Origin of the sequence: Streptomyces sp. NBC_01077, assembly GCF_045162855.1 — a bacterium.
In the GTDB taxonomy this organism is placed as follows: domain Bacteria; phylum Actinomycetota; class Actinomycetes; order Streptomycetales; family Streptomycetaceae; genus Streptomyces.
This window is the reverse complement of record NZ_CP108669.1, coordinates 2,555,411-2,569,898: the sequence shown is the minus strand read 5'-3', so window position 1 is coordinate 2,569,898 and position 14,488 is coordinate 2,555,411. Positions and strand designations below refer to the sequence as shown.

Below are 14,488 nucleotides of genomic sequence, written 5' to 3'. Positions count from 1 at the left end.
CGTGCTCCCTCCGGAGGAACCCGCATGCCCGCTCGTACCGTCCGCCCCCTCGCCGCCACCGCCGCAGCCACCCTGGCGCTCGGCAGCTTCGCCCTCGCGGGCGCGCCCTCGGCCTTCGCCGCGCCCGGCGACAACGGTGACGTCAAGGTCCACCGACAGGGCACCCCCGACACCAGCCAGGCGAACCAGCCCCAGGTCGGATGTATCTTCCGCTTCGCAGCCTTCAACTTCGACGGCCTGCAGAGCATCCAGTGGAACATCTATGAGCAGCCGGGCCAGCCAGGCAATCAGGACCCGTCGCTGAAGAACGGCAGCATCGCCGTCGACAGCAACGGTGACGGACACACGGACGACATCACCGGCCTGCAGTCCGGCATGTACAAGGTCGAATGGACGTGGGTGGGCCAGAACGGCGCGGCGAAGTCGAAGGTCTTCCGGGTCACCTGCGTACCGAACAACAACGGCGGCCCCGGTGGCGTCATCACCAACCCCACGCCCACGCCCACGCCCACCAGTACGGCGCCCAACGGCGGAAACGGCGGAAACGGCGGAAACGGCGGAAACGGCAACGGCGGAAACGGCGGCCATGGATACGGCCACGGCAAGCCCCCGCACGGCCCGGTCGGCGCCGGTGGCGGCGGCAGCGCGGAGATCGCCGCCGACGACTCCTCCGCCTTCGGCATCGGGGCGGCCGTCGCCGCCGGCATCGCCGGTACGGCCGGACTGGTCCTGATCCGCCGCTCCCGCCGTCGGGGCGATGGCGCCGCGTAGGTCGTCCCGCGTCACGCGCAGGCGGCGGCGCCTGTTCCGGCTCGCCAGGACCGTGACCGTCACCGCGGTCCTGGTGACCGGCGTCGTCTCGTGGGTCGGCGACGAGGAACCGGCCGACCCGCCGCCCACCGCAGGCCCGGTCGCTCCCCAGCGAACCGGGACGGTCGCGGCGGCCGGGGCGCCGGCCGCCCTGGACCACAAGGCGAAGCCCAGGGCACGGCCGAAGGCCACACCCGCGCCCCGGCCGTCGCCCCCGCCCGCACCGCTGGCCCGTTCACGTCCGACCACCGTCGCCGTACCGGCCATCACCATCGAGGCCCCGGTGACCGAACTCGGTCTCGACGCAGCGGGCCGGCTCGCCACGCCGCCCGTCGACAGCCCCCAGGTCGTCGGCTGGTACGCGAAGGGGGTCACCCCCGGCGAGCGCGGGACCGCCGTCGTCGTCGGCCACCGCGACACCCGCACCGGGCCGGCCGTCTTCCTCAACCTCGACTCGCTCAGCCCGGGCAACACCGTCCGGGTCGCCCGCGCCGACGGCAGGGTCGCCGTCTTCACGGTCGACCGCGTCCGTACGTACGCCAAGGCCGAGTTCCCCGACAAGGAGGTGTACGGCTCCACCGGGCGACCCGAACTGCGGTTGCTCACCTGCGGCGGAGCCTTCGACCGCAGCAAGGGCTACGAGGCGAACATCGTGGTCTTCGCCCACCTCACCGATATCGCCCAGAGGATCTGAACGGCGGACCCCAGCCGCGTCCGCCGTCCTGCCCGCCCCGGCGGGCCCACGCCACCCGGCGTGCGCCCGCCGGATACGGCAACTCCTCCGCGAGGGCGGCCGCCCGGTCGAAGCCCTCCGCCGCCTCCCGCTCCCGGCCCAGCGCCGCGAGCGCGGCGGCGCACACCGTACGGGCCTCCGTCTCGGAGAGCCGTTCCCCGGCCCGCTCCGCGCGTTCCACCTCGGCGCGCGCCACCTCGACAGCCTCGTCGGCCCGCCCGCACGAGAGCAGCGCCCAGGCCGCCAGATGCGCGGTGCCGGCCTCCCGGTTCCCGGCGAGGAGCCGTAGCGCCTCCGCCGGCCTGCCCTCCCGCACCGCCAGCTCGGCCCGCGCCGACCGCACCTCGAACGCGGCCTGATGGTCTCCCTGGGCCAGCGCCGTCCGCTCGGCCGGATCGAGCAGCTCGCTCCCACCAGATCCGCCTTCGGTTCCGGCTCCGAGTCCGGCCCCGGCTTCGGTTCCGGCTCCGGCCCCTGCTTCGGCGCCGCCCCCGCCTCCGACCCCGTCTCCGGCCTCCCGCATTCGCACCCGGGCCAGCGCCACCAGGGCGTACGGCGCGCACCATCCGGTGCCCGACTCCGTTCCCCGCACCGCCGCCTCGGCGAACCCGCGGGCCTCGGACACCTCTTCCACCAGCAGGTGGAGCTCCGCCAGATTCGCCCGCTCGAAGACCGTCGCCGTCGGATCGCCCGAGCGTTCCGCGAGGGCGAGCGCCCGACGGCCCGTCGCGATGGCCTCCCACAGCCGCCCGGCCCGCCGTGCAGTCTCGCGCAGCACCGAGAGCACCGAGGCCAGCAACTGCGGATCGCCGTACGCCTCCGCGTGCGGCAGGGCACGGTCCGCGACGGGGCCCGCCTCCCCGAACCGGCCCGCGAGTCCCAGCGAGGTCGCCCGCGCGGCCAGTGCCCTGGCGAGCAGTCCGCGTCGCTCCGGTCCCGTCACCGCCTGTGCCGCCGTCTCCGCGGCCCGCGCGGAGGCCACCCCCTCCGTGTACCGGCCGGCGACGAAGCACAGGACGGCGCGGGCCAGGTGGTGGGCGCTCGCCACGGCCGCCGGGGTTCCGGTCCCGGGCGGGCAGGCGTCGAGCAGCCGGAACCCCTCCTCCGTACCGCGTGTCTTCGGCATCAGCTCCGCGAGCCGCGCCGCCGCCAGGACCCTGCCGTCCGCGTCCCCGCGCCGGCCCAGTTCCTCCAGTGCCTCGCCGAGCAGCCGTGCGGCCTCCTCGAACCGGCCCAGGCGGCGCAGCACGGTGCTGCGGTCGATCCGCGCCCGCGCGGAGTCGGCGGCCAGCGCGTCGAGCCGGTCGGTGAGTTCGGCGTAGTAGCGGTCGGCGGTGTCGTTCGCGTACAGGGCGGCGGCCCGTTCGGCGGCCTGTCGCAGATAGCCGGTCGCGCGGGGATCGTCCGCCCGGGTCAGATGGGAGGCGAGCGTGTCCACGGCGTCGGGCCGCCGGCGCAGCACCGCTTCCGCGTACGCCGCGTGCAGGAGGCGGCGGCGGGCCGCCGAGAGCCCCTCGTAGCAGGTCAGCCGGACCAGTGGATGGCGGAAGGCGAGCCCGGCCACGGGCCGGCCCTCGGAGACCACGCGCCGTTCCTCGACCACCGAGGCCGCGACCGCCGCCTCCACCCCCTCCGTGGCCTCGGCCGCCGAGAGCCGCGGATGACCACCGTGCCGGGCCACGTCGAGGACCTCGGTGAGGGCCGCGTCCTGACCGGCGACCGCCACCGCGTCGACCACCCGGCGGGCCGCCGGACCCAGCCGGCCCAGGCGCTCGGACACCAACTGGCGTACGCCCTCCGGGGCGCTGGGCCGCTCGTCCCCGTCCCGTACCGCACGGGCCAGTTCGAGCGCGAACAGCGGATTGCCGAGCGACAGCTCCCACACCCGCTCGGGTACGGACCCGTCGCCTCCCAGCGCGTCGGCCGTCAGGGCCACGCACGCCTCGCGGGACAGCCGCGGCAGCTCGACGGCGGCGGCGAGGGACTGGCGCGCCAGGAGGTCGAGCACCTGGCGGCGGGCATCGGACGCGGGCAGCTCCTCCGGTCGTACGGTGGCGAGAAATCGCCAAGCCCTTCCCCCCTCCCGTGCCCGACGGGCAAGATGACTGAGGAGCTGGAACGAGCCCGCGTCCCCCGCGTGGAGGTCGTCCAGGACCACCATCACGGGCCGCTCTGCCGCCAGTTCTCCGAGCAGCCCCGCCGTCGCCCGGAACAGCCGGTCCCGCTCCTCCTCGGGACTGCGCCCGCTCTCCGGACGCACCCGCCCCAAGGACGGCAGCAGCGCCGCCAGTTCGGGATACTCCGCCCCCGCCCTGGCCCGCTCCACGGTCGGCCGGTCCGCCAGCCAGCCGTCCAGGGCCTCGGTGAACGGCCCGTACGGCGTGTGCCCCTCCGCGTCGTGTCCCGCGCCCCACAGGACGGCCGTGCCCCGGGCGGCCGCCCGCCGCGCCGCCTCTCCCGCCAGCCGGGTCTTACCGAGCCCCGCTTCCCCGGTGAGCAGGAGTACGGGCGGGGAGTCGGCGGCGAGCAGCCGGGCGAGGATGTCGTCCCGGCCGCGCAGCGGAGCGGTGGGCGGCTGCCGCACCACGGCCGGCAGCGCGGGCCCCACGGAGCGGGAGGCCGGCACGGGCGCGGCGAGGGCCGCCCGGTGCAGCCGCTCGGTCTCGGGCCCCGGGCGCACGCCGAACTCCGCGTCCAGCGCCTCCCGGCACAGGTGGTACTGGGCCACCGCACGGCGCCGCAGTCCCTGCCGTACGTACGCCTCGATCAGGATCCGGTGTGCCTCCTCCTCGGCGGGGGCCTCCGCGAGGACCTGCTCGGCCACCGGGACCGCCTCCTCGGGCGCGCCCGCGGCCAGGTGGGCGGCGGCCAGGGCGAGCAGGGTGCGCTCCCGCAGGGCGGACAGCCGCTCGCGGCGGGCCTCCGCCCAGGGTGCGTAGCGGTCCTCGGGCAGCAGCTCGCCCGTGAACGCCTCCAGGGCGGCGGCGAGTTCGGCGTGCCCGCCGTGCGCGAGCGCCGCCTCCGCCAGCGCCTCGGCCTCGTCGGCGTCGATCCGTACCGTCCGCGGATCGAGCCGCAGCAGCGAGCCCTCACCGGTGAGATAGGAGGAGACGGACCGGGGCGCCAGCTCGGGTTCGATCGCCCGGCGGGCCGCGTGCAGCGCCACCCGCAGGCTGCCCAGCGCGGACCCCGGATCCGCGTCCGGCCAGCAGATCTCCATCGCCTGCTCGCGGTGCAGGCTGTGCCCGGGGGAGACCGCGAGCAGTTTCACCAGCGTGCGCGCGCTCGGCCGGGGCCACCGCTCGGAGAGCGGCGGCCCGCCGTCCCGGTCGACCCGGAACCCGCCGAAGAGGCGCACTCGCAGCACCGGAGGTGCACCCGCTGGTATGTCTGCGCTCATGAGGGCGCCCACTGTAATGGGTGGCCGCTGCACCGGAATGGTGCGGTCCACAGATGGCCGGAGACCTCCGCCCGGTGGTGTGGGCGGGGGTCCGTGATCCGTGGCGGGCTACTGAGCGGTCAGCCTGCCTGTCACCATGCCGTGGACCGCGCTGTCCTGGAGGAGATAGCGGCCTCCGGACAGTTCGATCGTGCGGTCGTAGCCGGTGTCGTCCTTGCCGAGCCCGACGACCTCGTCCACGCCGTCGCCGTCGAGGTCCGCGACGACCAGGTTCTGGGTCGCGTAGCCGCCCAGCTTGGCCACGTGCTGCGGGTAGTTGTCGCCCGCGGTGAGGACGGCCGGGTCCCACAGGTAGGCCGCGCCCTCGGTGCCGCCGAAGATCAGCCGCCGCCCGCCCGGACCCGTACCGAACTGAGCGTTGTGCAGGGTGGGCAGCGTGTAGATGCCGTACTCCTGGCCGTCCTTGCCGAAGGTGCGCAGCGAGGCCGTCCCGGCGAGGACGAGGCCCTCGTCGCCGGTGAACCAGTTGCCGAGCGTCCAGGCGCCGCCGCCGGTCGAGGTGTGCACGACCTTGCCCGTGCAGAGGTCACGGAACTCCAGGTACGTGGTCCAGGAGGCTCCCTCCTTCACGATCCAGGAGTGGACGACCGCGTGCCCGTCCGCGTACGGGATGCCGGGCGAGGCGTACACGCCGTGGAAGAGCTGCGCCGCGTAGACCTTGGTGTCCGCGTCGCCGGTCCAGGTCGGGTCCGCCGACCAGAGGGCCTTGCCCGTACGGGCGTCCAGGGCCGTCCCGCCGACGACGGCCGTCCCGTCGCTCACCCCGCGCGTCTGGTACGAGCCGAGGACCTTGCCCTCGGCGACGGCCAGGTCGGAGAAGACCAGACCGGGCGCGGGCGTGTACGCCCAGAGGGCCCGCCCGCCGCCGCTGTAGGCGCGGACCGCGTCGGTCGGCACGAGGATCTCCTCGTCGCCGTCCCGGTCCAGGTCCGCCACCGTGACGGAGCGGACGAACTGCCCCTTCCCGTCGATGGTCTCGCGGACCCGACCGGTGCGGGCGTCCACGACCACCGCCGCCGTGTCGGCCGCGACGACGAGGTCGTCGCGCCGGCCGTCGCCGTCGGTGTCGGCGATCCGGATGTCACCCTGCACGGAGCCGGGCAGGGTGGCCTGCCACAACACCTTGGGCTTCCCGGAGACCAGCGAGGGTCCGTCGTAGGCCCACAGTCCCTGGGACTGGCCGCCGACGATCACGTCCTGGCGTCCGTCGCCGTCGACGTCGGCCGCGAGGCCCGTGCTCAGGTTGGCCTGGAGCGGGGTGATGGCGGCCTGCCGGCCGCTGCCGAGCCGGTACGAGCGGATGTTCTGCTCGTTGTCCACGGTCCGTACGCGCCACTCGCCGTCCTCGCGGTACGGCTGGGCGTAGATCGGCGAGGCGGTCGCGCCCGTGTGCTGCCAGCGGACCTCCCCGTCCCGGCCGTTCAGCGCGGTCAGGGTGCCGAAGCGGCCGCCGCCCGGGTTGACGGCGGTGTCCTTGCCCTCGGTGGTGACGTACGAGGCGAGCACCTTGCCGTCGGCGATCCGCAGGCCGAGCGCCGAGTCGCCGTCCTTGTTGTTGTCCTCGGCGCGCTTGACGGTGTGCGACCACAGCTCCGCCGCGTCGCCGCCGTCCACGGCACGGATGGTGGAGGTGTTGACCCACAGGTACTCGTCGAGCGTCGCCTCGCTGATCGCGTACTCCGGGGCGGAGTCGCCGCGCAGCTGGCCGATCCGCAGCCCGATGCCGAGCGCGTTGACCCGGGTGTCGAGGGTGGTGCGGGTCCCCTCGGCCGGGTCGTAGGCGGCCAGCTCGTACCGCACGCCGTCCCGGTAGTCGGCCTGTTCCAGGGCGACCAGGCGCTTCCGTGCCGCGTCGTAGGCCAGCTGGCGGGAGTAGAGGTCGTTGTCCGTCTGCCAGGCCACGGAGCCGTCGGTCGTGTCGAGGACCAGGGTGCGGCCCGCGGCGGGATCCGTGGCGGTCTTCTTCACGTACCAGGACACGGCGACGCGCCCGTCGCCGAGCGGCACGGTCGAACCCCACCGGCCGTGCCGCTGCCCCGTCTCGTACGTCCAGGTCGCCGACGGCGTGAGCTTCGTGCCGTCGTACGCGAAGCGGAAGGCCCGCAGGGCGGCGGTGGCGTCCTTGGCGGAGTTGAGGTTCGTCGACGGCTGGTCGCCGATGAGCAGGGTGTCGCCGACGAGTGTGACCTGCTGGGCGTCGGCGAAGAGCTGCGACCACAGGGTGCGGCCCGTGGCGCCGTCGAGGACGGTGACGAAGGTGCCGGTCGTCAGTGTGGAGCCGGGGGAGGTGAACGGGCGGTACGGGCTGGTGCCGACGTCGGCCGTGAAGACGACGTCCGCGATCCCGTCGCCGGTCAGGTCGCCCTGCGTCCAGCCCCGGTCGGAGCTGTCGGCGTACGGGCTGTTGGCGTGGTAGCCGGTGGTGATCCGCGCCGGGTAGGGCTCGGTCTGCCACGGGCGGATGTTCGTGACCTGCCAGTCGGCGTGGAGCGAGGCGTTGTCCCGCTTCCAGACCTCGCGGCCCTCCTCGGTGAGCCGGGTGACGGTGCCGAGGCTGTGCACGGCGAGGAAGTCGCCGCGCCCGCCGCCGAGCTGGGCGGTGTCGGCCTGCCCCTGGTAGGTCTCCAGGCCGGAGGTCTTGGTGACGGCCAGGCCGCCGGCCGTGGTGTCGGAGGTGTCGGCGGTGCCGGACGTGCCCCGGAGCTCGCTCCGTGCCGCGTCCTGCGGGGTGATGTCGAGGGGCGCGGCCGGTTCGGCGCGCCGCTCCAGGGCGTCGGCCTGGGGGTCGGTGAGAATCCGGCCGAGGGGCTCGTCGTCGGCGTACGCGGTGGTGGCGGGCAGCGCGGTGAGCGCGAGGCCGGCCGCGACGAGGGCGGAGGCGAGGCGCAGGGCCTGCCGGGAACGGTGGGTCATCACGCCGCCTTCGGGAAGATACGGATGGCCGAACGGTCCATGAGGACCGGCTCGTCGAAGGAGTACTGCAGGGCGTCCGTGCCCGCCTGGTTCTCGATGCCGACGGTCGCGCCGCCGCCGGTCTCCAGGGCGTTCGCGCCGATCGACTGGTACTGGAGGACGACCGCGCCGGTCGCCTCCTCGAAGACGGCCTCGAAGGTGACGCGCTTGGCGGTGTCGGCGGCGAAGGCCGCGTTCTCCCAGACGATCGCGAAGCGCCGCTGGCCGGCGGTACCGCTGACGGCGGTCTTCACGGCCGACTTGGAGTCCAGGGTCAGGTCGTCCCAGAAGGCGGCGAGGATGCCGTTGGGCTGGCCGGGGGACGGCAGCGCGGTGTTCTTGTAGTCGCCGAGCCGGGGAGCGAGGAAGTTCACCAGGCCGTTGGTGGTGACGCTCGCCTGGCTGTAGGTGACGCCGTAGAACGAGACGGGGAACGGCAGGGCGATCGTCTTCGCGTTCTCGTCGCCCGAGAGCGCCAGCTTCGTCGACGCGGAGGTCCACGCGTACGCGGCGGGGAGGCAGCTGTTCCCCGTGGCGTCGGTACGGGCGGGCAGGGCGGCCGTCACGGTCTCCGCGGCGTCCACGGCGAGTGCGGAGCTGTAGGTGCCGTTGCAGAGGACGGGCGCCGCCGGGGTGGCGGTGAGGGTGAACGCGCCCTCGGCGACGGCCGGGAAGCGGAAGGCGCCGGTGGCATCGGTGACGACCGGGGTGAGCGGGGCGTCGGTGAAGCGGACGGTGGCGCCCTTCAGGGGCTTCCCCGTGACGTCCAGGACCGTGCCGGACACGGCGTGCGCGGGTACGGCGTCCAGGCCGAGGTCGTGGGCGAGGGACTGGCCGGTGGTGACGGTGAGCGCGTCCTCGACGAGGTCCCGGTAGCCGTAGCCGCCGATGGTGAGGGCGTACGTGCCGGCGGAGAGCGTCAGCCGGTAGGCGCCGGAGGCGTCGGTGGTCACCGAGCGGCGGGCCTCACCGGCCGTCGCGGTGACGGTGATCCCGGCCAGCGGGGTACCGGTCGCCCGGTCGGTGACCGTGCCGGTGACGGTGGCCGCGGAGTGCGGGGCGCGGTCCACGGCGGCGAGGATGTCGAGCTTGCCCTCGCCCCACACGTTGTTGGCGGCGGCGGTGCCGCCGCAGTGGGTGTCGTCGACGTCGCGGGCGGAGCCGTTCAGGGCCGCCCGGGTGCCGTCGATGTCACCGATGAGGGACGGGGCCGAGGACCAGAGCAGGGCGACGGCGCCGGCGACGTGCGGGGTCGCCATCGACGTACCGGAGATGGCGCGGTAGGTGTTGCCCGGCCAGGCGGAGCGGACGTCGACACCCGGTGCCGAGATGTTCGGCTTCATGGAGCCGTCGACCAGGGAGGGGCCGAAGCCGGAGAAGGAGGCGATCTTTCCGTTCACGTCGTAGGCGCCGACGCCGTAGGCCGGGGCCTGGGCGCCGGGGGCCTCGGTGGTGGAGCAGCTCGTGCCGTTGCCGGCGTTGCCGGCGGCGAAGGCCTCGAAGATGCCCGCCGCGTTCCAGGACTCGATGATGTCCTGGTAGAAGGTCGTGTTGCCGCCGCCCCAGGAGTTGTTGACGATGTCGGGGGCGAGGTCGGGACGCGGGTTCTCGCCGTTGTGGTCGGTCGGCGCCAGGATCCACTGGCCCGACTTCAGCAGGGACGAGTCCGAGCAGCTGCGCGCCTCGCAGCCCTTGGCGGCGATCCAGGTGGTGCCGGGGGCGACGCCGATGCCGCCCGCGCCGGCGATCGTGCCCATGGTGTGGGTGCCGTGGCCGTTGTTGTCGCAGGGCGCGCCGGCGGCGCACTGGCCGGTCGGGTCGTACCAGTTGTAGTCGTGGCTGAAGGTGCCGTCGCCGAGGTTGCCCCGGTAGTTGCCCTTCAGGGCCGGGTGGTCGTACTGCACACCCGAGTCGATGTTCGCGACGACGATGCCCTCGCCGCGGTTGTCGTAGCGGGACCAGACCTGGTCGGCTCCGATGTCCTTCACGCCCCACTCGGGGGTCACCGCCTCCTCGGCGGTCGCGGGGGCCTGCTCGACCGTGTCGAGGGCGTAGTGCCGCTCCTGGCGGAGGGAGGCGACGTCGGGACGTGCGGCCAGCTTCTCCACGAGCGCCTTGTCGCCGGTGACCTTCACGGCGTTGGCGATCCAGTACGCCTCGTAGCCGACCTTGGCGCGGTCGAGGAAGCGGGTCAGGGAGAGCTGGCTGCGGGTGGCCTCGGTGCGCAGGGTGTCGAAGGCGGTCCGGGCCTTCTTCTCGTGGCCGCGCTGCGAGCGGGCCCGCGAGAGGTCGGCACGGTCGGCGAGGACGACGAAGAAGGTCGCCTCGCCCCCGGCGCGGACGGCGGCGGTGACACCGGGATCGACGGCGGCCTCGGCGGCCCTGGGGGAGGGCGCGACGGCCGTGGACGGCGCCGCGGCCACGGTGGGGGCCACGAGCAGGGCCGTAAGGGTGGCGGCGGCCGTGGCCCAGACGGTGGTTCCGCGCCGGATCGGCGAGCGGGGCAGGTGCATGTGGGTGGCTCCTCCAACGCTGGTACGGGGGAAGCCGACGCCCCGCCTCCCCGTACGGGCCTGGGGAAGGCCCTGGGGAGGCGGGGCGGGCTCGGTCGGGGACGCTAGGTCCGGGCCGTTACTGGGGAATTACCGGAGGGGCCGGGGCGCCGGGGCCAGGGTCACGTCGGGCGCGAGGAGACTTCCGCCAGTTCCGGGGGCGCAGGGCTGTGCGGGGTGTCCGTGGACAGGGCCCGCGCGGGGGCGGCACGATCGGTTCGGTACTGAGACCGGGGGCACTCCGGGGCACCCTGGCGCCCGAAAACTAACAGCGCTAGTTTGGGACTGGACGGCGAACCGGTCGGTAACGTCCGGTCGGCGATGCGAGCCGGCGATACGAGTCGGCACTGTGAGGAGACAGCGAATGAAGGCGTACGACACGATGTACATCGGCGGGGAGTGGCGCCCCGCCGCCGGTCCCGACACGATCGCCGTCATCAACCCGGCGGACGAGCAGGTCATCGGCCACGTCCCGGCCGGCACCGCCGAGGACGTCGACGCCGCCGTACGCGCCGCCCGCGCCGCGCTGCCCGGCTGGGCCGCGACCCCGCCCGCCGAGCGCGGGGCCAGGATCGCCGCCCTGCGCGACGCGCTCGCCGCCCGCGCCGAGGAGATCGCCGCCACCGTCACCGCCGAACTCGGCGCCCCGCCGCAGCTCGCCGCCGCCGTCCACGCCGGACTGCCGATCGCCGTGGCCGGCTCGTACGCCGAACTCGCCGCCGCCCACCCCTTCGAGGAGAAGGTCGGCAACTCGACCGTCTACGCCGAGCCGGTCGGCGTCGTCGCCGCCATCACCCCCTGGAACTACCCGCTCCACCAGATCGTCGCCAAGGTCGCCCCCGCCCTGGCCGCCGGCTGCACGACCGTCCTCAAGCCCGCCGAGGACACCCCGCTCACCGCCCAGCTCTTCGCCGAGGCCGTGCACGAGGCGGGCCTGCCCGCCGGCGTGTTCAACCTGGTCACCGGGCTCGGCCCGGTCGCCGGCCAGGCGCTCGCCGAGCACCCGGACGTGGACCTCGTCTCCTTCACCGGCTCCACCGCCGTCGGCCGCCGCATCGGCGCCCTCGCGGGCGGCGCGGTCAAGCGGGTCGCGCTCGAACTCGGCGGCAAGTCCGCCAACGTGATCCTCCCGAGCGCCGACCTCCCCAAGGCCGTCGCCGTCGGCATCGCCAACGTCATGTCCAACTCCGGCCAGACGTGCAGCGCCTGGACCCGGATGCTGATCCCCGCCGACCGCTACGAGGAGGCGGTGGCGCTCGCCGCCGAGGCCGTCGCCAAGTACGTCCCCGGCGAGCGCGTCGGCCCCCTGGTCAACGCCAAGCAGCAGCAGCGCGTCCGCGGCTACATCGAGAAGGGCATCGAGGAGGGCGCCCGGCTCGTCGCCGGCGGCCCCGAGGCCCCGCGCGAGACCGGCTACTACGTCTCCCCGACCGTCTTCGCCGACGTCACCCCGGAGATGACCATCGCCCAGGAGGAGATCTTCGGGCCCGTCGTCTCCCTCCTCCGCTACGAGGACGAGGCCGACGCGCTCGCCATCGCCAACGGCACCGTGTACGGCCTCGCCGGCGCGGTCTGGGGCGAGCCCGAGGAGGCCGTCGCCTTCGCCCGCCGCATGGACACCGGCCAGGTCGACATCAACGGCGGCCGGTTCAACCCGCTGGCGCCCTTCGGCGGGTACAAGCAGTCCGGCGTGGGCCGGGAACTCGGCGCGCACGGCCTGTCCGAGTACCTCCAGACCAAGTCCCTCCAGTTCTGACCACCGGACCCGAGTCCCGCCGACCCGAGTCCCTCCGGTTCTGACCACCGGACCCGAGTCCCGCCGACCCGAGTCCCTCCGGTTCTGACCGCCGGACCCGAGTCCCGCAGGACCCGAGTCCCTCCAGTCCCGCGTCCCGAGGAGCACCGCACGTGAGCCTGATCCGCGCCGCCGTCCTGCCCGCCGTCGGCTCCCCGCTGGAGATCACCGGCATCGAACTCCCCGAGCCCGGACCCGGGCAGGTCAGGGTCCGGCTCGCGGCCGCCGGCGTCTGCCACTCCGACCTGTCGCTCTCCAACGGCACCATGCGCGTGCCGGTCCCCGCCGTCCTCGGCCACGAGGGCGCCGGCACCGTCGTCTCCGTCGGCGAGGGCGTCACCCATGTCGCCCCCGGCGACGACGTCGTCCTCAACTGGGCGCCGTCCTGCGGCAGTTGTCACCCCTGCTCGCTCGGCGAGGTCTGGCTCTGCGCCAACGCGCTGACCGGCGCCGCGAACATCCACGCCCGCACCCAGGACGGCACGGACCTCCACCCCGGCCTCAACGTCGCCGCCTTCGCGGAGGAGACGGTCGTCGCCTCGGCCTGTGTCCTGCCGGTGCCCGACGGAGTGCCGCTCACCGCCGCCGCCCTCCTCGGCTGCGCCGTCCTCACCGGCTGGGGCGCCGTCCACCACTCCGCCCGGGTCCGCGAGGGCGAGACCGTCGCGGTCTTCGGCGTCGGCGGAGTGGGGCTCGCCACCCTCCAGGCCGCCCGGATCGCCGGCGCCTCGACGATCGTCGCGGTGGACGTCTCCCCGGAGAAGGAGGCGCTCGCGCGGGCGGCCGGGGCGACCGAGTACGTGGTCGCCTCCGAGACCACGGCGAAGGAGATCCGGAAGCTGACGGGGGGCCAGGGCGTCGACGTGGCCGTCGAGTGCGTCGGCCGCGCCGTCACCATCCGTACCGCCTGGGACTCCACCCGGCGCGGCGGCCGCACCACGGTCGTCGGCATCGGCGGCAAGGACCAGCAGGTCACCTTCAACGCCCTGGAGATCTTCCACTGGGGCCGCACCCTCGCGGGCTGCGTCTACGGCAACTCGAACCCGGCCGTCGACCTGCCGGTCCTCGCCGAGCACATCCGCGCCGGCCGGCTCGACCTCGACGCTCTCGTCACCGAGCGGATCACCCTGGACGGCATCCCGGGCGCCTTCGAGAACATGCTCGCGGGCAAGGGCGGCCGGGCCCTCGTGGTCTTCCCCTGACACCAGGCGGAGACGCGGACGCGCGGAAGCCCGTACCGACGTACCGGTACGGGCTTGCGCACGTCAGAGGTCCAGGACGAGACGGGCGCCGCACGAGCGGCCCACGCAGATCATCATCGTCGCCCCCGAGGCCTTCTCGTCCTCGCCGAGGACGGAGTCGTGGTGCTCGGGCGTTCCGGCGATCACCTTCGTCTCACAGGTGCCGCACCAGCCCTCCTCGCAGGAGTACGCGACACCGGGAACCACCTCGCGCACGGCGTCGAGCAAGGTGCGGCCGGGCTCGACGTGCAGCGTCCGCCCACTCCGGCGCAGCTCCACCTCGAAGCCGTCGCCGGCCCCGGAGTCCCGCACCGGCGCCGCGCCGAAGCGTTCCGTGTGCAGCGGACCCGACCACCGTTCCTCCACCGCCCGGAGAAGCCCCTCCGGACCGCAGCAGTACACCGCCGTCTCCGCCGGCAGCCCGCCGAGGACGGCGTCCAGGTCGGGCAGCCCCGCCGTGTCCTGAGGGGCGAGCGTGACCCCGGGGAGCGCGGCGAGCTCCTCGCGGTACGCCATGGCCGCCAGGCTCCGGCCGCCGTACAGCAGGGACCACGACCCCTGCGGAAGCGAACGGACCATCGGAAGGAGGGGGGTGATGCCGATGCCTCCGGCGATGAACAGATACCGCTCGGCGGGCACGAGCGGGAAGCGGTTGAACGGGCCCCGGACCCCGAGGACCGTGCCCTCGCCGACGGAGGTGTGGATCTCCTCCGATCCGCCCCGCCCGCCGGGCTCCCGCAGTACCCCGAGCCGGTACGTGCTCCGCTCCGCGGGGTCGCCGCAGAGCGAGTAGTGCCGGACCGCCCCGGACGGCAGCGTCACCTCCAGATGGGCGCCGGGCTCCCACGGGGCCAGCGCGGCGCCCGTGGGATCGACGAGCACGAGCCCGAGGACGCCCTCGGCCTCAGGGACGACCGACCGGACAGTGAGTCGGGCTGTGGACAT

General features: G+C 74.4%; 8 protein-coding genes. 4 read left to right on the top strand and 4 right to left on the bottom strand.

From position 1 onward, the window contains the following. The first annotated feature begins 24 nt into the window (after positions 1 to 24). Together OG462_RS11425 and OG462_RS11420 are read left to right on the top strand one after the other, a co-directional pair. Positions 25 to 771 (top strand): hypothetical protein, encoded by a 747-nt coding sequence (locus tag OG462_RS11425; RefSeq protein ID WP_406056986.1) that lies wholly within the window; start codon positions 25 to 27, stop codon positions 769 to 771. Further along, positions 758 to 1,504 (top strand): class F sortase, encoded by a 747-nt coding sequence (locus tag OG462_RS11420; protein ID WP_406056984.1) that lies wholly within the window; start codon positions 758 to 760, stop codon positions 1,502 to 1,504. Before OG462_RS11425 ends, OG462_RS11420 begins: the two co-directional genes overlap by 14 nt. Here the strand turns inward: OG462_RS11420 and OG462_RS11415 are convergent. The 3 genes from OG462_RS11415 to OG462_RS11405 form a co-directional block, all read right to left on the bottom strand. Then, positions 1,479 to 4,910 carry an ATP-binding protein gene (locus OG462_RS11415; protein ID WP_406056982.1) on the bottom strand — a complete coding sequence of 1,144 codons (3,432 nt, stop codon included), beginning with the start codon at positions 4,908 to 4,910 and terminating at the stop codon, positions 1,479 to 1,481. The genes OG462_RS11420 and OG462_RS11415 overlap by 26 nt on opposite strands. 141 nt (positions 4,911 to 5,051) lie before the next feature. Then, entirely contained in the window at positions 5,052 to 7,916 is a 2,865-nt protein-coding gene (locus OG462_RS11410) for a VCBS repeat-containing protein (RefSeq protein WP_406056981.1), read from the bottom strand. Then, a complete protein-coding gene (locus OG462_RS11405) occupies positions 7,916 to 10,468 on the bottom strand; it encodes a S8 family serine peptidase (protein WP_406056979.1) in 2,553 nt (850 codons plus the stop codon). The genes OG462_RS11410 and OG462_RS11405 overlap by 1 nt, the downstream gene beginning before the upstream one ends. A 403-nt stretch (positions 10,469 to 10,871) precedes the next feature. Here OG462_RS11405 and OG462_RS11400 point away from each other — a divergent pair, with 403 nt between their 5' ends. Continuing rightward, positions 10,872 to 12,263: an aldehyde dehydrogenase family protein gene (locus tag OG462_RS11400; RefSeq protein ID WP_406056977.1), complete on the top strand. Its 1,392-nt coding sequence runs from the start codon at positions 10,872 to 10,874 to the stop codon at positions 12,261 to 12,263. 158 nt (positions 12,264 to 12,421) lie between these two features. Beyond that, entirely contained in the window at positions 12,422 to 13,504 is a 1,083-nt protein-coding gene (locus OG462_RS11395) for a Zn-dependent alcohol dehydrogenase (RefSeq protein ID WP_406066473.1), read from the top strand. A 63-nt stretch (positions 13,505 to 13,567) separates the two neighbouring features. Here OG462_RS11395 and OG462_RS11390 read toward each other — a convergent pair whose 3' ends face one another. Then, positions 13,568 to 14,488 carry a PDR/VanB family oxidoreductase gene (locus OG462_RS11390; protein ID WP_406056975.1) on the bottom strand — a complete coding sequence of 307 codons (921 nt, stop codon included), beginning with the start codon at positions 14,486 to 14,488 and terminating at the stop codon, positions 13,568 to 13,570.

What these genes read in the sequence shown, in the direction of transcription:
- OG462_RS11400 (WP_406056977.1), top strand. Translation starts at nt 10,872, where the DNA reads ATGAAGGCGTACGACACGATGTACATCGGCGGGGAGTGGCGCCCCGCC.
- OG462_RS11420 (WP_406056984.1), top strand. Translation starts at nt 758, where the DNA reads ATGGCGCCGCGTAGGTCGTCCCGCGTCACGCGCAGGCGGCGGCGCCTG.
- OG462_RS11390 (WP_406056975.1), bottom strand. Translation starts at nt 14,488, where the DNA reads ATGTCCACAGCCCGACTCACTGTCCGGTCGGTCGTCCCTGAGGCCGAG.
- OG462_RS11410 (WP_406056981.1), bottom strand. Translation starts at nt 7,916, where the DNA reads ATGACCCACCGTTCCCGGCAGGCCCTGCGCCTCGCCTCCGCCCTCGTC.
- OG462_RS11405 (WP_406056979.1), bottom strand. Translation starts at nt 10,468, where the DNA reads ATGCACCTGCCCCGCTCGCCGATCCGGCGCGGAACCACCGTCTGGGCC.
- OG462_RS11425 (WP_406056986.1), top strand. Translation starts at nt 25, where the DNA reads ATGCCCGCTCGTACCGTCCGCCCCCTCGCCGCCACCGCCGCAGCCACC.